The sequence below is a fragment of the Streptomyces sp. NPDC002669 genome, assembly GCF_042889165.1.
Classification (GTDB): domain Bacteria; phylum Actinomycetota; class Actinomycetes; order Streptomycetales; family Streptomycetaceae; genus Streptomyces.
On sequence record NZ_JBIAQQ010000008.1, the window covers coordinates 251,778 to 268,647 of the forward strand.

General features: G+C 73.8%; 16 protein-coding genes. 3 read left to right on the forward strand and 13 right to left on the reverse strand.

Going from position 1 to position 16,870, the window contains the following annotated elements:
• Nucleotides 1-7: 7 nt before the first annotated feature.
• The gene (locus tag ACFYW1_RS15645) at nt 8-667 is read left to right on the forward strand and encodes a class I SAM-dependent methyltransferase (RefSeq protein WP_388991945.1); all 660 of its coding nucleotides are present in this window, start codon (nt 8-10) and stop codon (nt 665-667) included.
• A 35-nt stretch (nt 668-702) separates the two neighbouring features.
• Here the strand turns inward: ACFYW1_RS15645 and ACFYW1_RS15650 are convergent, their stop codons facing one another.
• The 6 genes from ACFYW1_RS15650 to ACFYW1_RS15675 all read right to left on the reverse strand — a co-directional run bounded on the left by ACFYW1_RS15650 (nt 703) and on the right by ACFYW1_RS15675 (nt 9,697).
• Nucleotides 703-2,271 (reverse strand): 4-coumarate--CoA ligase family protein, encoded by a 1,569-nt coding sequence (locus ACFYW1_RS15650; protein ID WP_388991948.1) that lies wholly within the window; start codon nt 2,269-2,271, stop codon nt 703-705.
• Between the two features lie 118 nt (nt 2,272-2,389).
• Complete coding sequence (locus tag ACFYW1_RS15655; protein WP_388991951.1) at nt 2,390-3,562, reverse strand: acyl-CoA dehydrogenase family protein; 1,173 nt, start codon at nt 3,560-3,562, stop codon at nt 2,390-2,392.
• The gene (locus ACFYW1_RS15660; protein WP_388991954.1) at nt 3,559-5,514 is read right to left on the reverse strand and encodes a biotin carboxylase N-terminal domain-containing protein; all 1,956 of its coding nucleotides are present in this window, start codon (nt 5,512-5,514) and stop codon (nt 3,559-3,561) included. Before ACFYW1_RS15660 ends, ACFYW1_RS15655 begins: the two co-directional genes overlap by 4 nt.
• Before the next feature lie 7 nt (nt 5,515-5,521).
• Nucleotides 5,522-7,120 carry an acyl-CoA carboxylase subunit beta gene (locus tag ACFYW1_RS15665; RefSeq protein ID WP_388991957.1) on the reverse strand — a complete coding sequence of 533 codons (1,599 nt, stop codon included), beginning with the start codon at nt 7,118-7,120 and terminating at the stop codon, nt 5,522-5,524.
• A gap of 28 nt (nt 7,121-7,148) precedes the next feature.
• The gene (locus tag ACFYW1_RS15670; protein WP_388991960.1) at nt 7,149-8,888 is read right to left on the reverse strand and encodes an acyclic terpene utilization AtuA family protein; all 1,740 of its coding nucleotides are present in this window, start codon (nt 8,886-8,888) and stop codon (nt 7,149-7,151) included.
• Entirely contained in the window at nt 8,885-9,697 is an 813-nt protein-coding gene (locus ACFYW1_RS15675; RefSeq protein ID WP_388991963.1) for a TIGR03084 family metal-binding protein, read from the reverse strand. The genes ACFYW1_RS15670 and ACFYW1_RS15675 overlap by 4 nt, the downstream gene beginning before the upstream one ends.
• A gap of 181 nt (nt 9,698-9,878) precedes the next feature.
• Here ACFYW1_RS15675 and ACFYW1_RS15680 point away from each other — a divergent pair, with 181 nt between their 5' ends.
• The gene (locus ACFYW1_RS15680) at nt 9,879-10,400 is read left to right on the forward strand and encodes a hypothetical protein (protein WP_388991966.1); all 522 of its coding nucleotides are present in this window, start codon (nt 9,879-9,881) and stop codon (nt 10,398-10,400) included.
• Between the two features lie 58 nt (nt 10,401-10,458).
• On the opposite strand, the gene ACFYW1_RS15685 is transcribed toward ACFYW1_RS15680, so the two are convergent.
• From ACFYW1_RS15685 to ACFYW1_RS15705, 5 genes are all read right to left on the reverse strand, one after another.
• On the reverse strand, nt 10,459-10,887 hold the full coding sequence (locus ACFYW1_RS15685; RefSeq protein WP_388991968.1) for a DUF3592 domain-containing protein: 429 nt from the start codon (nt 10,885-10,887) through the stop codon (nt 10,459-10,461).
• 197 nt (nt 10,888-11,084) lie between these two features.
• On the reverse strand, nt 11,085-11,747 hold the full coding sequence (locus ACFYW1_RS15690) for a response regulator (RefSeq protein ID WP_388991971.1): 663 nt from the start codon (nt 11,745-11,747) through the stop codon (nt 11,085-11,087).
• Between the two features lie 31 nt (nt 11,748-11,778).
• Nucleotides 11,779-12,939 (reverse strand): sensor histidine kinase, encoded by a 1,161-nt coding sequence (locus ACFYW1_RS15695; protein WP_388991974.1) that lies wholly within the window; start codon nt 12,937-12,939, stop codon nt 11,779-11,781.
• A 20-nt stretch (nt 12,940-12,959) separates the two neighbouring features.
• On the reverse strand, nt 12,960-13,643 hold the full coding sequence (locus tag ACFYW1_RS15700; protein ID WP_388991977.1) for a DUF998 domain-containing protein: 684 nt from the start codon (nt 13,641-13,643) through the stop codon (nt 12,960-12,962).
• 116 nt (nt 13,644-13,759) lie between these two features.
• A complete protein-coding gene (locus ACFYW1_RS15705) occupies nt 13,760-14,737 on the reverse strand; it encodes a DMT family transporter (protein ID WP_388991980.1) in 978 nt (325 codons plus the stop codon).
• A 184-nt stretch (nt 14,738-14,921) separates the two neighbouring features.
• Between ACFYW1_RS15705 and ACFYW1_RS15710 the strand changes: the two genes are divergently transcribed.
• Nucleotides 14,922-15,851: a LysR family transcriptional regulator gene (locus tag ACFYW1_RS15710; RefSeq protein WP_388991983.1), complete on the forward strand. Its 930-nt coding sequence runs from the start codon at nt 14,922-14,924 to the stop codon at nt 15,849-15,851.
• 27 nt (nt 15,852-15,878) lie between these two features.
• Here the strand turns inward: ACFYW1_RS15710 and ACFYW1_RS15715 are convergent, their stop codons facing one another.
• Nucleotides 15,879-16,178, reverse strand: a complete 300-nt coding sequence (locus ACFYW1_RS15715; RefSeq protein WP_388991986.1) for a hypothetical protein — start codon at nt 16,176-16,178, stop codon at nt 15,879-15,881.
• 118 nt (nt 16,179-16,296) lie between these two features.
• Nucleotides 16,297-16,485: a contact-dependent growth inhibition system immunity protein gene (locus ACFYW1_RS15720; RefSeq protein ID WP_388992150.1), complete on the reverse strand. Its 189-nt coding sequence runs from the start codon at nt 16,483-16,485 to the stop codon at nt 16,297-16,299.
• Between the last annotated feature and the right edge of the window lie 385 nt (nt 16,486-16,870).

The following is a 16,870-nucleotide window of genomic DNA, read 5'->3' on the forward strand; positions in this document are numbered from 1 at the left end:
CGCCCGCATGCCTGACACCTCCCACCTCGCCGCCGTCCGGAAGTCGTACGACACCGTCGCCTCCGCCTACGTCGAGCGGGTCAAGTCCCCGGCGGAGCTGGACCCGTTGTCGCGGGGGATGCTGGAGGTGTTCGCGGAGACGGTGCGGACGGCCGGGCTCGGCCCCGTCGCCGACCTGGGGTGCGGACCCGGCAGGGTCACGGCCCACCTCGCCGAACGGGGCGTGCCCGCGTTCGGCCTGGACCTGTCGCCCGCCATGATCGGGCTGGCCCGTGACGCCCACCCCGGCCTGTCCTTCGCCGTCGGCTCGATGACCGCGCTCCCGGTCGCGGACGAGACCCTCGGCGGCGTCCTCGCGTACTACTCCACCCACCACACGCCGCCGGGGCTGCTGCCGGTGGTGTTCGGCGAGTTCCACCGGGCCCTCGTGCCCGGGGGCCATGTGATGCTGGCCGGGCACGTGGGGTCCGGCCAGCACCTGCGTCCCACGCAGGCGTACGGCGGCCTCCCGGTGTCCTACGAGTCCCACCTGCTGCCGCCCGACCGGCTCGCCGAACTCCTGAAGCGGGCCGGACTCGTCCTCACCGCACGGCTGGTGGAGGAACCCGCCGAAGGAGCCGGGAGGACCTTCGCCACCTTCCTCGCCCGCAGGCCCGAGCGGCCTTGAGGCCCGAGCGGCCCAGGGAGACGTGCCCCGCCCGGTCAGTGCTTCCGTTCCCGGTCGCGCAGTTCGCGGCGGAGGATCTTGCCCGAGGTGGCGCGGGGTATCGCGTCGATGAACTCGGCCCGGCGGATCTTCTTGTACGGGGCGACGCGTTCGGCGACGTATGCCATGACCTCGTCCGTCGTGAGGCCGGGGGCGGAGGGCTGGTGGACGACGTATGCCTTGGGGACCTCGCTGCCCTCGTCGTCGGTCACGCCGATGACGGCGGCGTCGGCGATGGACGGATGGGTCAGGAGGAGGGCTTCGAGTTCGGCGGGGGCGACCTGGTAGCCCTTGTACTTGATGAGTTCCTTCACCCGGTCGACGACGAACAGCCAGCCGTCCTCGTCGACGTGTCCGATGTCGCCGGTGTGCACCCAGCCGTCGGCGTCGATCATGTCGGCGGTGGCCTCGGGGCGGCCGAGGTAGCCCTTCATCACCTGCGGACCGCGGATGAGGATCTCGCCCTGTCCGGACGAGGAGTCGGAGAGCGGGACGATGCGCATCTCGGTGCTGGGCAGCAGTCTGCCGACCGTGCCGGGCGGCGGGTTCTCGGCGGAGAGCGGGACGACGTGGGTGCCCGGGGAGAGTTCCGTCATGCCGTACGCCTGGCGCACCGGCGGCAGGCCGAGCCGCTTCGAGCAGGCGGCGGCGAGTGCGGCGTCGAGCGGGGCGGCGGCGCTGACGACGTACTCCAGGGAGGAGAGGTCGTAGCGGTCGACCGCGGGGTGCTTGGCGAGGGCGAGGACGATCGGCGGGGCCACGTACAGGCCGGTGATGCGGTGCTTCTCGATCGCGGCGAGGAACTGGTCGAGGTCGAAACGGGGCAGTACGACGACGGTGGCGCCCAGCCGCAGCGGGGCGTTCATCAGGGCGGTGAGGCCGTAGATGTGGAAGAAGGGCAGGACGGCCAGGATGCGGGCGCCGGGGCCCATGGGGATGAAGGGGCGGAGCTGCTCCAGGTTGGTGCCCATGGAGCGGTGGGTGAGCATGACGCCCTTGGGGGTTCCGGTGGTGCCGGAGGAGTACGGGAGGGCGGCGACGTCCTCGGCGGGGTCGACCGTGACGCGGGGTTCGGGGGCGGTGGTGGCGAGCAGGTCGAGTACGGAGGGGTGTCCCTCGGCCCGGTCGCAGACGAGGATCCGTTCGATGCCCCCGGCGAGTTCCGCGGCGGCGAGCGCGGTGGGCAGGAGCGGGGAGACGGTGACGATCCAGCGGGCGGCGGAGTCGCGGAGCTGCTTGGCGAACTCCTCCGCCGTGGCGAGGGGGTGGACGGTGGTGACGGTGGCACCGGCCCGGGTCGCGCCGAAGAACACCGCCGGGTAGGCGATGGTGTTGGGGCTGTGCAGGGCCAGGACGTCGCCCTTGCGGAGTCCGGCCTCGGCGAGTCCGGCGGCGATGCGGCGGTGGAAGGTGTCGAGCTGCCGGTAGGTGAGGACGGAGGTGTCGTCCGTGCCGTCGATCAGCGCGACCGTGTCGCCGTGCGCGGCGGCGTCGCCGAGGACCGCGTCGTGGATGGGCAGGTCGAGCGTCGGTACGGCCGGGTGGTCGCTGTGGAACACGTGCATCCTGGCGGGTCCCTTCGAGGCGGCGGGTGCGGCGAGCCGCGGAAGGGCGGTGGTGCGGCGGTGCCGGGGAGCCGCGCCACCGCCGCGTCCGCGGTGTGGAGGGACAGGATGGGCCCTGTCAGTAGGACTTGGGGAGCCCCAGGGACTGGTGGGACACGTAGTTCAGGATCATTTCCCGGCTGACGGGGGCGATCCTGGCGACGCGGGCCGCGGTGATCAGGGACGCGAGGCCGTACTCGCGGGTGAGGCCGTTGCCGCCGAGGGTGTGCACGGCCTGGTCGACGGCCCGGACGCAGGCTTCGCCGGCCGCGTACTTCGCCATGTTGGCGGCCTCGCCCGCGCCGATGTCGTCGCCTTCGTCGTAGAGCCGGGCGGCCTTCTGCATCATCAGCCGGGCCAGTTCCAGTTCGATGTGGGCCTGGGCGAGGGGGTGGGCGATGGCCTGGTGGGAGCCGATGGGTTCCTTCCAGACCTGTCGGGTCCTCGCGTAGTCGACGGCGCGGTCGAGCGCGTAGCGGCCCATGCCGATGCCGAAGGCGGCGGTCATGATGCGCTCGGGGTTGAGTCCGGCGAAGAGTTGGAGGAGTCCGGCGTCCTCATCGCCGACCAGGGCGTCGGCGGGCAGTCGTACGTCGTCCAGGACGAGTTCGAACTGCTTCTCCGGGGCCTGGAGTTCCATGTCGATCTGCGAGCGGCCGAAGCCCGGGGCGTCGCGCGGGACGATGAAGAGGCAGGGCTTGAGCCTGCCGGACCTGGCGTCCTCGGTGCGGCCGACGATGAGGGTGGCGTCGGCGATGTCGACGCCGGAGACGAAGACCTTGCGGCCGGTGAGCAGCCAGTCGGCGTCCGGCCCGGAGCCGTCCCTGCGGGCGGTGGTGGTGATGCGGTGGGAGTTGGAGCCGGCGTCGGGTTCGGTGATGCCGAAGGCCATGGTGAGGCTGCCGTCGGCGAGGCCGGGCAGCCAGGTGCGTTTCTGGTCCTCGGTGCCGAAGCGGGCGATGACGGTGCCGCAGATCGCCGGGGAGACGACCATCATCAGCAGCGGGCTGCCGGCCGCCCCCAACTCTTCGAGAACGATGGAGAGTTCGGCCATTCCGCCGCCCCCGCCGCCGTACTCCTCGGGGAGGTTCACACCGAGGTAGCCGAGCTTGGCGGCCTCGGCCCACAGCTCGCGCGGGTGGGCCCCGTCGCGCACGACGGAGGTCATGTAGTCCCGCCCGTAGCGCTTTCCGAGTGCGGCGACGGCGGCGCGCAGGGCCTGGTGCTCTTCGGTTTCGAGGACGGTGCTCATTGCTGCGGTTCCTCCTGTGCGTCTACGTCTTGCACGACGGCGAGCAGGGCGCCGACCTCCACCTGGAGGCCGGGTGCGGCGTGAAGTGCGGTGAGGGTGCCGGAGGCGGGGGCGAGGATGCGGTGTTCCATCTTCATCGCCTCCAGCCAGATCAGCGGCTGTCCGGCGGTGACGGCGGCCCCGGCGGCGAGGCCGTCCGCGACCCGGACGACGGTGCCGGGCATGGGGGCGAGCAGCGAGCCGGGTTCGGTGCGGTCGGTGGGGTCGGTGAAGCGGGGCAGGGCGGTGAGGGTGTGCGGGCCGGTGGCGGTGTCCACGTACGTCCGGTCGCCGTGGACGGCGATGCGGAAGCTGCGGGTGAGGCCGTCGGCGGTTTCGAGGGTGACGTGGTCGGGCCGGGCGGTGACGACGCGTTCGCCGGTCTCGGGGGCGGGGCCGGTGCGGGTGGTGCGGTAGGCGGCCTCGTGTTCGGTGCCGTCGGGTTCGGCGCGGTAGCGCTTGGTCCGGGGCTGCGAGGCGATGTTGCGCCAGGCGCCGAGGCGGGCCGGCGCCGGGCCGGGGGCCTGTTGCCGGGCGGCGGCGTCGGCGAGGGCGGCGGCCAGGGCGGCGAGGTGCCGGTCCGCGTCGTCCGGGGCGGGAGTGAGGGCGGCGAGGTGGCGGTCGTAGAAGCCGGTGTCGAGGCGGGCGGCGAGGAAGTCGGGGTGGCGCAGGGACCGTACGAGCAGCTCGCGGTTGGTGACGGGGCCGTGCACGCGGGCGCGTTCCAGGGTGCGGGCGAGCAGGCGTACGGCTTCGGCGCGGGTGGGGGCGTGGGCGATGACCTTGGCGAGCATCGGGTCGTAGTGCACGCCGATGGTGTCGCCGTCGGTGTAGCCGGTGTCGAGGCGGATGCCGGGTTCGGCGGGCACGTCCAGGGTGTGCAGGGTGCCGGTCTGCGGCTGCCAGTCGTGCGCGGGGTCCTCGGCGTAGAGGCGGGCCTCGACGGCGTGGCCGTGCGGCTCGGGGGGCGCGGGGGCGGGCAGCGGTTCGCCCTCGGCGACGCGCAGTTGCAGGGCGACGAGGTCGAGCCCGAAGACCGCTTCGGTGACGGGGTGTTCGACCTGGAGGCGGGTGTTCATCTCCAGGAAGTACGGCCGTCCGTCGGCGGAGAGGAGGAACTCGACGGTGCCCGCGCCCCGGTAGCCGACCGCCTGCGCGGCGGCGGTGGCGGCGTCGTGCAGCCGGGTGCGCAGCGCGTCGTCCAGGCCGGGCGCGGGGGCCTCCTCGACGACCTTCTGGTGGCGGCGCTGGAGGGAGCAGTCGCGGGTGCCGAGCGCCCAGACCCCGCCGTGCGCGTCGGCCATGATCTGGACCTCGACGTGCCGGCCGCGTTCCACGTAGGGCTCGGCGAAGACCTCGCCGTCCCCGAACGCGGCGGCGGCCTCGGCGCCCGCCGCCGTCAACTCGGCTTCCAGGGCGTCCAGTTCGTGCACGATGCGCATGCCGCGTCCGCCGCCGCCCGCCGCCGCCTTGAGGAGCAGCGGCAGGTCGTCGGCGGTGGCCCGGGCCGGGTCGACGGGGGCGAGCAGCGGCACCCCGGCGGCGGCCATCAGTTCCTTGGCGCGGGTCTTGGACGCCATCAGCTCGATGGCCTTGACCGGCGGCCCCACCCAGACGAGTCCGGCGTCCTGGACGGCGCGGGCGAAGCCGGCGTTCTCGGAGAGGAAGCCGTAGCCGGGGTGGACGGCGTCGGCACCGGCCGCGAGCGCGGCGGCGACGACGAGGTCGCCGCGCAGGTAGGTGTCGGCGGCGGCGCCCGGCAGCCGTACGGCGGTGTCGGCCTCCCGTACGTGGAGGGCGTCGGCGTCCGCGTCGGAGTACACGGCGACGGTGGTGATGCCGAGCGCCCGGCAGGTCCGGAAGATCCGGCAGGCGATCTCGCCCCGGTTGGCGACGAGCAGCGTGGAGATCATCTGGGCCTCACATCCGGAAGACGCCGAAGCCGCCGCGGGCGCCTTCGACCGGGGCGGTGTGGATCGCGGACAGGCACATCCCGAGGACGGTCCTGGTGTCGCGCGGGTCGATGACCCCGTCGTCGTACAGCCGCCCGGACAGGAACATGGGCAGCGACTCGGACTCGATCTGCTGCTCGACCATGGCGCGCAGTCCGGCGTCGGCCTCGTCGTCGTAGGGCCGGCCCTTGGCGGCGGCGGAGGCGCGGGCGACGATGGACAGCACCCCGGCGAGCTGCTGCGGCCCCATCACGGCGGACTTGCTGCTCGGCCAGGCGAAGAGGAAGCGCGGGTCGTACGCCCGGCCGCACATGCCGTAGTGCCCGGCCCCGTACGAGGCGCCCATCAGGACGGACAGGTGGGGGACCTTCGAGTTCGACACCGCGTTGATCATCATGGCGCCGTGCTTGATGATGCCGCCCTGCTCGTACTCCTTGCCGACCATGTAGCCGGTGGTGTTGTGCAGGAAGACCAGGGGGATGTCGCGCTGGTTGGCGAGCTGGATGAACTGCGCGGCCTTCTGCGACTCCTCGCTGAACAGCACGCCCTGCGCGTTGGCGAGGATGCCGACGGGGTGGCCGTGCAGGCGCGCCCAGCCGGTGACCAGGCTGGTCCCGTACAGCGGTTTGAACGCGTCGAAGTCGGAGCCGTCGACGAGCCGGGCGATGACCTCGCGCGGGTCGAAGGGCACCTTGAGGTCGCCGGGCACGATGCCGATCAGCTCGTCCTCGTCGTACTTCGGCGGCTCGGCGGGGCCCGGGTCGGCGTGCGCCTTGCGCCAGTTGAGGCGGGCGACGATCCGGCGGGCCTGGCGCAGCGCGTCCTGCTCGTCCACGGCGAAGTGGTCGGCGAGGCCGGAGGTGCGGGCGTGCATCTCGGCGCCGCCGAGCGATTCGTCGTCGCTCTCCTCGCCGGTCGCCATCTTCACCAGGGGCGGTCCGCCGAGGAAGACCTTGGACCGTTCCTTGATCATGACGGTGTGGTCGGACATGCCGGGGACGTACGCCCCACCGGCGGTGGAGTTGCCGAAGACGACGGCCACGGTGGGGATGCCGGCCGCGGAGAGCCGGGTGAGGTCGCGGAACAGGGCCCCGCCCGGGATGAAGATCTCCTTCTGGGAGGGGAGGTCGGCGCCGCCGGACTCGACGAGGCTGACGCAGGGCAGCCGGTTGGCGAAGGCGATCTCGTTGGCCCGCAGTGCCTTCTTCAGCGTCCAGGGGTTGGAGGCGCCGCCGCGCACGGTCGGGTCGTTGGCGGTGATCAGGCACTCCACGCCCTCGATCACCCCGATGCCGGTGACGAGCGAGGCGCCCACGGCGTACTCGCTGCCCCAGGCGGCGAGCGGCGACAGCTCCAGGAACGGGGTGTCCTCGTCGATCAGCAGCTCGATCCGCTCCCGGGCCAGGAGCTTGCCGCGGGCGCGGTGCCGGGCCACGTACTTCTCGCCGCCACCGGCCTGCGCCCTGGTGTGCTCGGCGGCCAGTTCGTCGAGTTTCGCGAGCATGGCCGCACGGTTCGCGGCGTACTCGGGCCCCGCGGTGTCGAGCGCGGTGGGCAGGACGGTCATGCGTGCGCCTCCGGCGGTACGTGGGCGGTCATGCGGTCGCTTCCAGTGGTACGTGGGCGGTTTCCAGCAGGGATACCGGGATGGGCAGGTGGCGGGAGCGCAGCCACTCCCCCACCGCCTTGGCCTGCGGGTCGAACCGGTGCTGGGCGGCGACGCCCTCGCCGAGCAGTCCGCGGACCGTGAAGTTCAGGGCACGCAGGTTCGGCAGGACGTGGCGTACGACGGTGAGGCCGGCGGTCTCCGGGAGGAGTTGCCGGAACCGCTCGACGGTCAGCTCGTGGGCCAGCCACCGCCACGCCTCGTCGTCGCGGACCCAGACCCCGACGTTGGCGTCCCCGCCCTTGTCGCCGCTGCGGGCTCCGGCGACGAGTCCGAGGGGGGCGTGGCGGGTGGGCCCGGGGTCCAACGGCTGTGGCAGGGACGGTGGTTCGACGTCCTCCAGGGCCCGCGTCCGGGCGGGCGGCTCCTGCGCCTCGCGCCGCCCGTCGGGCAGCACGGCGACGTGCGCGACCTCGTCGGCCGGTACGTACCGGGCCTCGAACACCCCGTACGGGGCGCCCTTCCCGGGCGGGGCGGTGACGTGGAAGCCGGGGTAGCTGCCGAGCGCCAGCTCGATCGCGGCGCCGGAGACCGCGCGCCCGACGGTTCCCTGGTCGGGGTCGCGGACGACGAGCCGGAGCAGGGCGCTGGCCGTCTCCTCGGTGGCGGCGTCGGCCCGGTCGGTACGGGCCAGCTCCCAGCGCACCTCCTGCGGCCGGGTGCCGGAGCGGTCGAGGGCGTCGTCGAACTGCTCGCGCACCAGCCGCGCCTTCTCCTCGATGTCGAGGCCGGTGAGCACGAAGACGACCTCGTTGCGCCAGCCGCCGAGCCGGTTCAGCCCCACCTTGAGGGCGGGCGGCGGGGCCTCGCCGCGCACCCCGGAGATCCGGACCCGGTCAGGTCCCTCCTGGGTCAGTCGTACGGTGTCGAGCCGGGCGGTGACGTCCGGTCCGGCGTACCGGGCGCCGCCCGTCTCGTACAGCAGCTGGGCGGTGACGGTGCCGAGGTCGACGACGCCGCCGGTGCCGTCGTGCTTGGTGATGACGGCCGAGCCGTCGGCGTGGATCTCGGCGACGGGGAAGCCGGGGCGGCGCAGGTCGTGGCCGCGGAAGAAGGCGTAGTTGCCGCCGGTGGCCTGGGTGCCGCACTCCAGGACGTGCCCGGCGACGACGGCCCCGGCGAGGGCGTCCAGGTCGTCGGGGCCCCAGCCGAAGCGGGCGGCGGCGGGGCCGGTGACGAGGGCGGCGTCGGTGACGCGTCCGGTGACGACCACGTCCGCACCGGCGGTGAGGCAGGCGGCGATCCCGGCGCCGCCGAGGTAGGCGTTGGCGGTGAGGAAGCCCTCGGGCACGGGCAGACCGTCCCCCTCCACGTGGGCGACCCGCACCGGTACCCCGACCTTGTCCGCCAACTCCCTTACGGCGTCGGCCAGTCCGGCCGGGTTGAGGCCGCCCGCGTTGGCGACGATCCTCACCCCGCGCTCGTGGGCGAGCCCGAGGCCCTCCTCCAACTGGCGCAGGAAGGTGGTGGCGTAGCCGCGCGCGGGGTCCTTGAGCATGCTCCGGCCGAGGATGAGCATGGTCAGCTCGGCCAGGTAGTCGCCGGTGAGGACGTCGAGGGGGCCGCCGGTGAGCATCTCGCGCACGGCGTCGAAGCGGTCGCCGTAGAACCCGGAGGCGTTGCCGATCCGCAGTACGTCTGCGGTGTTCCGGCCCTGTACGTCGGTCACCTGGCGTCCTTCCGCCTCGGCGCGCGACCCGGGCCCGCGGGGCCGGCGAACGCCTGGGCGATGTCGAGCCAGCGGTCGGCGTCGGGGCCGACCGCCCGGACGGCGAGGTCGTCGCGGTGCGCGCGCTGCGTGACGAGCAGGCAGAAGTCGAGGAGCGGCCCGGTGACGCGCTGCGGCGCGTCCTCGGGCCCGAAGGCGACCGTCCCGCCGTCGGGGTCATCCAGCTCGACCCGGAACTCCTCCTCGGGCGCCGCCATCCCCCGTACCAGGTAGGCGTAGCCGCGGGCCCGCACCCCGATCCGGGCGACGTGCCGCAGCCGGGCGGTGGGGGTCCTGGTGACGCCGAGGGCGTCGGCGACGTCCTGGCCGTGCGCCCAGGTCTCCATGAGCCGTGCGGTCGCCATCGACGCGACGCTCATCGACGGCCCGTACCAGGGGAACTTCACGCCCGGCGGGGCCGCGCCCAGGGCCGCGCGCAGCCGGTCCCGGCCCTCGCGCCACCGGGCGAGCAGTTCCTCGGGCGGCAGCCGCGCGACGAGTTCCCCGGCGGCCTCGTCGACGAACGTGCCGGGGTGCGCGAGCGCCTTCTCGACCTCGGCGGCGAAGGCGTCCGGCTCGGTGACGGCGATCAGGGCGACCCGGTCGGTCCAGTGCAGGTGCGCGATCTGGTGGGCGACGGTCCAGCCCTCGGCCGGGGTCGGCCCCGCCCAGCGGGCCGCGTCCGCCCCGGCGACCAGCAGGTCGAGTTCCTCGCTCTCCTGGCGCAGGTCGTCGAGTACGGCGACGGTCACGGCCGATGCGTCGGACACGGGGCACTCCCTCGGGGCGTGGCGGTGTGCCCAGGAGCATGGCAGCGGACCAAGAAACAATCAAGCATGCTTGCATTATTTTCTGTCCGGCCGGTCCTCCGCGGGTCCGGTCCTCCGGCCGGGGTTACGCTCGCGGCCGACGACGAAACCGGCAGCACATCGCACGGCGGGGGCAACGGGCATGGAGCGTTCGAGGGGGCCGGGCCGTCGCGCCTGGCTGGCGCTGGGCATCGGTGGGGTGGCGGCGGCCGCGGTCGGGGGCGCGGTGTACGCGTCCGACGACGACGAACCCGTACCGGACCGCGAGCGGGTACGGACGGATCTCGCCCCGCTGCAACGCAGGTTCGGCGAGGCGGGGCGGCTGCGCGGGGCGCACTGGCTGGCGTACGACCAGGACGCCGAGGGCCGCTCGTACCTGCCGAGCCCGGACCCTCGCTATCGGGTGGTGGGTGTGGCCCGGCTGCCCGCCGGAACCGCGGCCCGGAACGCGGCGGACCCGGCGCACGCCTTCGGACCGGCCGGGCCGACCGGGGTGCCGAAGGTGCTGGCCGCGTTCCTGCCCGCGCAGGCGCGGTGGCTGACCAGCGCCTCCTACGACGCGCTGCTCCTGGGGCCCGGCCCGGTGGACGGCCTGACGCGGGGGCGGTTCTTCCTCGACGCGGCGACGGACACGCTGTACTTCGACACCGTCAACCCGGAGTGAGGGCGAACGGGACCGGGACCTGGGCCGGCCCCGGCGGCGGATCAGGGGCTTCGGAGGATCAGAGGACCAGGGCGAGGACGACCGCCGTGATCAGGGCGAAGACACTGCCCACCCCGGTGATCACGGCCCTGGCGTGGAGCACGAAGAAGGACGGGGTCCGGGTGGTCACGTCCTCCGGGTCCGCGGCGCTGTAGTGGACGGTCACGAAGTCGCCCACGGCCGGTTCGAGGCGCGACTGACCGTCCTCGAAGACGACGGTGCGCCCGTCGTCCGTACGGAACTCCAGGGTGGGGCGCCTGTGCACGACGAAGCCGCCCTCGGCGTCCTGGGCCTCCTCGGCGCGCACGGCGGTGCAACGGGCCTCGGCGGTGCGCCCCTCGGCCCAGAGGGCCCGGAGCCGGGGGCCCTGGAGGTTGCGGTCCGTGCCCTTCGCGAACATCACGGCCGCGCCCACGGCGAGGACGAAGTAGGCGGCGGCGACGGCCATGGACTCCCCCGGTGTGATCCCTGCTCGGCTCCGGTCACCGCGGTCCCCGGCGGCCGGACTCCCGTATGTCCGCATGCCCCTGTGCCCTTGGGCCCGGATGCGTACGACCTGTCATGATCCCCCGCGCACGGCCGGTCGACAAGGGCCGGTGCCGGCCGCGGGCCCGATTCCCCGCCGAGGGGAACGGGCCTCGGGGATCACCCGTTCCCGCGCGGGGCGATGCCGCCGACCAGGCCCTCCTCGTAGGCGAGGATGACGAGTTGCACGCGGTCGCGCACGCCCAGTTTGGTGATCGCCCGGGAGACGTGGGTCTTCGCGGTCAGCGGACTGATCACCAGCGCCGCGGCGATCTCGTCGTTGGACAGGCCCTCCGCCACCAGCCGGACCACATCGCTCTCGCGCGGTGTCAGCCCGGCCAGACCGGCGGCGGCGCGGGGGCGGTGCGCGAAGCGTTCGACGACGCGACGGGTGACGCCCGGCGACAGCAGGGAGTCGCCCGCCGCGACGACCTCGACCGCCCGTCGCAGTTCGGCCGGTTCGACCTCCTTGGTGAGGAACCCGCTCGCGCCCGCCCGCAGCGCCTCGAAGACGTGCTCGTCGGTGTCGAACGTCGTCAGGATGATCACCCTGGTCGCCGGCAGCTCGGCCAGGATGCGGCGGGTGGCCTCGATGCCGTCCGTGCCCGGCATCCTGATGTCCATCAGGACGACGTCCGGCCGGTGCAGGACCGCCTGCCGTACCGCTTCCTCCCCGGAGGCGGCCTCCGCCACGACGGCCAGCGTCCTGGCCCGGCCGAGCAGGCTGCGGAATCCCGCCCGCACCAGGGCCTGGTCGTCGACGAGCAGCACTTTTACGGTCATGGGGCCGAGCCTTTCATGGAGGCCATGCCTGTCACGCCGCCGTCAGGGGCAGAACGGCCTTCACGACGAAGCCCGCGCCGGTACCGGCTTCCGCGTCGGCGTCGGGGCCGACGCGCAGCGTTCCCCCCAGCACCGTGACGCGCTCGCGCATCCCGGTCAGGCCGTGCCCCTCGGAGAACGCCCCCGGCCGCCCGTCGTCGGTGACCGTCACCTCCAACTCCCGTGAACGGACCCGTACGCGGATGGTGAGGCGCCCCGCGTCGGAGTGGCGCAGGGTGTTGACCACGGCCTCCTGGACGACGCGGTAGGCGGTGAGCGCCTGCGCCGCGGGGACCGCGCCGCTGTCGCCCTCCAGGTCGTGGCGCACCTCCAGCCCGGCGGCCCGGGCCTGTTCGACCAGGTCGGCGACGGACTCCAGGCCCTGCTGCGGCGCCTCCCGGAGCTCGCCGACGAACGCCTTCAGCTCGCTCATGGCCTGCGTGCGGGCGGCGATCGCGGTGCGCAGCGCGGCGCGCGCCTCCTCCGGCGAATCGTCCAGGGCCTCGACGGCGACGTTCAGGTGGACCCCGACGACGGCCAGGGTGTGGGCGACCACGTCGTGGACCTCCCGGGAGATGCGCAGGCGCTGCTCGGCCAGCCGGGTCTGTTCCAGCTGCACGAGACGGGCGTGGTGCTCGGCGCGCCAACGGCCGTACTGGCGCCAGGCGTTCGCCGCGGCCAGCACCAGGGCCAGCCAGAGCAGTTCGACGCCGCCCCGGGCAAGGGTCTCCGGGCCGCCCAGCCCCTGCGGGGTCAGGCCGTACAGCAGGACGAGGGCCCCGATGCCGGCGACCCGGCCGGGGTGGCCGATCGCGGCGGTGAACAGGGCGGCGGTCAGCGGCCAGATCCACCCGCCCTCGAACAGGCCGGCGCTCTGCCAGCCGATGAGCACGGCGGCGGACAGGACGAGCACGAGCAGGGGGTGGCGCCTGCGGACCAGCAGCAGGGCGCCCAGGGCCGCCCCGAGGTCGAACGTGCCGTTCCACGACAGCGGCGCGCCCATCGCGGCAGGGCCCGCGCCGATGGCCACGGCGGTCAGCAGCGCCAGCGTCACGTCCACCAGCCGCGCCCGCCGACTGCTGCCACTGCTGTCACTGCTCCACGGGAGCGAGGCCACGCGTGCGCTCGCGCACGAGCCCGTCCATGCACGCATCCACGTACTCATTCGTGAACTCACTTGGTGAGGCCCGTCGTCATGCGGCTCATGGTGCCCGACGCGGCGGACCGGGGAGCGGCCGAGGCGGTGGTGACGGCGGCGAGGGCGAGCCAGGCCAGGTCCACGGCGATGACGACGCGCTCGGCCAGCCCCAGCGGGGCGGTGTGGGTGAGGGCGGCCCGGTCCACCATCGCTGCGGCGAACAGGACGAACGCCGCCGCCGACGCCCACGCGAGCCCGGTCAGCCCACGCACCCCGGACGCCCGAGCCGGTTCGCGCCGCCACGTCACGGTCAGCCGTACGATCGCCACCGTCAGCGCGAGGAACCCCGCCCAGGCCGCGGCCCCGTGCACGGTGTCGGAGGTCGAGGGGCGGTCCCAGTTGCCCGGCGGGTCGGCCGGGAAGACCGCGGCGACCAGTACGCACACCGCCCAGAAGCCCAGCAGCCACCCGCCCCGTCCGCCGCCCCCGGCCCGGACGGTACGGACGGCCAGGGCCGCCGACCCGAGGGCGATGCCCAGCAGGCCGACGGTCACCAGCCAGCCGTGCGGCAGGTTGACGTATCTGCTGACCGTCTCGACCGACGGGTCGTACCCCTTGTTGACCACGTCGGACGCGGTGAGGGCGAGGGCGGCGACCGCGAAGCCGGCCAGGGAACCCGTCTTCGCGGAAACCGTCTTGGTGGAAATCGTCTTCGTCATGAGGCTCGACGGTAGGTTTCCGCCCCCTGCCGGGGCATCGTCCCCACCGCGTCACCCGGACCTGCGTCATCGGAGCAGCCGCGTACTCCGATCGATGTATGCCGGCTCGGTACGCGTCAGCCGTGTTCGCGGGCCTTCAGGCGCCGCGCCTGGCTGCGCACCGCGCCCATGCTCGCCCCGATGACGAGGGCGATCGCCAGTGCGTCGGCGGTCGACAGGGCCTGGTCGAGGACCAGGAAGCCGGCCGTGGCCGCGATCGCCGGTTCCAGGCTCATCAGGATCGCGAAGGTGGGGGCGGGCAGGCGGCGCAGCGCCATGAGTTCGAGGGTGTACGGGAGCACCGAGCTCAGCAGCGCCACCAGCGCGCCCAGCCCCAGTGTGGACGGGACCAGCAGTTTCGAGCCCGCCTCCAGGACGCCCAGGGGCAGTGAGAAGGCCGCGGCGACGACCAGGGCCAGGGCCAGGCCGTCCGCCTGGGGGAAGCGGCGGCCGGTGCGGGCGCTGAAGACGATGTACGCCGCCCACATGGCGCCCGCGCCGAGCGCGTAGGCGGCGCCGGCCGGGTCGAGGCGGTCGAAGCCGCCCCCGCTCAGCAGCGCGACCCCGCCCAGCGCGAGGCCCGCCCACACCAGGTTGACCAGGCGGCGGGAGGCCACCACCGACAGGACGAGCGGGCCCAGCACCTCCAGGGTGACCGCCGCGCCCAGCGGAATGCGGTCGACGGCCTGGTAGAAGAGCGTGTTCATGCCGCCCATGGCCACCCCGAAGGCGAGGACCGTGCCCCAGTCGGCGCGCGAGTGGCCGCGCAGCTTCGGTCGGCAGACGATCATCATCACGAGGGCGGCCACGGCCAGGCGGAGGGTGACGACGCCGAGCGCACCGGCCCGGGGCATCAGCAGGACCGCGATGGCGGAACCGAACTGGACGGAGAGGCCGCCCGCGACGACCAGCGCGACCGGGGCGAGCGCCGCCGCCCGGCCGCCGGGGCGGTCCGGCCCCGGCCGCCCGTCCGGGGCGGCGGCCGCCTCGGGTATCGCCACGGCGGCGGCCCGCTCCGCGGCCGCCACCCCTGCTGCTCTGCGTCGGTCGTTCACCTGCGGTGTTCCTTCTGGGTCCGGAAGCCGTCCGGGAGCGGGGTCGGGAGTGCGGCCCGACGCGTTGTCCCACGCGTCGTCCGCTGCGCACGCGCCGGGCTCCCGCCACGTATGTCCCTCTTACGGTAGGTCTCTCCGCGTGCCCCGTGAAATGCCTGCTGGGCTCCCGTTATGCTCCCCGCGCATGAGCCCGGGACAGGATGGCGACGACCGCGGCGGGGGACGGCCGGGCCGCGACCCCGGCCGGGGCGTCGAGATCCGCCATCTGCGCGCCTTCCTCGCCGTCGCCGACGAGGGCAACGTCACCCGCGCCGCCGCCCGCCTCCGCCTCACCCAGCCCGCGGTCTCCCGCACGCTCGCCGCCCTGGAGCAGCAGCTCGGCATCCGGCTCGTCGACCGGTCCACCCACCACCTCGTCCTCACCCCCGAGGGCATCGCCTTCCGGGACAAGGCCGCCGTCGCGGTCGCCGCGTTCGACGAGGCGCTCGCCCCCGGCGGTCCGGGCCACTGGCCGCTGCGGCTCGGACACGCCTGGTCGGCGTTCGGCCCGTACACCACGCCGTTGCTGCGCCGCTGGCAGGAGCGGTACCCGCGGACCCCGCTCGAACTGCTGCGGATCGACGACCGCACCGCCGGGCTGACCCGCGGCGAGGTCGACGCCGCGCTGTTGCGGGGGCCCGTGGCGGCTCCGGGGCTCGTCACCGAGGTGCTGTTCGACGAGGACCGGATGGCGGCGGTCGCCTCGGACGGCCCGCTCGCCGCCCGTGCCGCGCTCCGGCTCGCCGACCTGGTGGACGACACCGTCGTCCTCAACACGGTGTCCGGCACCACCACCATGGACCTGTGGCCGCCGCACGCCAGACCCGCCGCGACCCTCACCGTCGCCAACACCGACGACTGGCTGGCCGCCATCGCGGCGGGCCGGGGCGTCGGGGTCTCGGCCGCGTCCACCGCCGACATGCACCCGCACCCCGGCGTCGTCTACCGCCCCCTCGTCGACGCCCCGCCCGTCCCCGTGCTCCTCGCCCACCGCGACGCCCCCGGCCACCCGGCCCTGCCGGCGCTCTCCGCCCTCGCCCACGAGATCGTGCGCCGGAACACCACCGAGGGCTGAACGGTCCGCGCCCGGACCACGGGGGACCTACGGTGTGTCCACCTTGGTGAACTTCATGGTCGGCGGCCCGTCCGGGTCGTGCCGGAAGTACACCGTCCGCTCACCCCTCGGGTGGAGCTGAAGACCACCGACCTTGCCGAGCCCACCGTCCTCGACCGCCAGATGGACGAAGTCGTCGGACGTCTCGCTGTCCACGAAATCCCATCGACCACTGAAGTCGACGGGACCGGAGGTGGCGCCCGTCAGCACGTCGGTGGCGGAGAACGTCCCGTCGGAATCGAGCCGGACCTCGCCGCCCTTCTCCTCGTTGCGGTACGCCTCGGACAACTTGCCGGCATCGACCGAGGCCGCACACCCCGAGACGCCCCCCACGGAAGCAACCAGAACAGCGACGAAGGGCCCGGAGCCAGGAAGAAACCGAACCCACCGCATCCGGCACACGAGGTCAGTACCGGTCGACCGCCCGAGCAAGCTCGACGAGCCACCCGACCGTACTGAGCGGGGCGGGCGGTTCGACCTCCAGGCCGAGTTCGGCCAGTCCGGTGGCGTAGTCGAGCTCGTCGACGGGAAGCGCGAGCAGATCACGAAGCTCACCTGCGAGCTGGGCCACCAGCCCGGGGTCGGTACCGTTCAGGTCGTGCCGGTGGCTGAGGTGGGTGCCTGCAAGTTTCCTCCTCGGTCGCTTCGTACGTTCCCGGCTTCCCGCACTTCACGGGCTGTCGGCAGCAATCGGACCTCGTCCGCGGGCCTGCCGCCACGCCCGGGTGAGTCCGGCGGCGACCGGACACGGCGCGCACCGGCAGGCGGCGCACGCGCAGGTATGGCCGAGGAGCGCCCGGTACGCCTCGTCGCCGGGCGAACGGACGGGTTTCGTCAGGGAGATCACGTCAACGCGTCCTTCCGGCAGGAGCGGGGAAACCAGCGAACGGTGGACCCGAACGCATCGATCGACCGGGGCCCCAGGTCGACGGCGTTGTCGGCAGAGAGGGTGACGCCGCAGAACACGCAGCACACGCCGC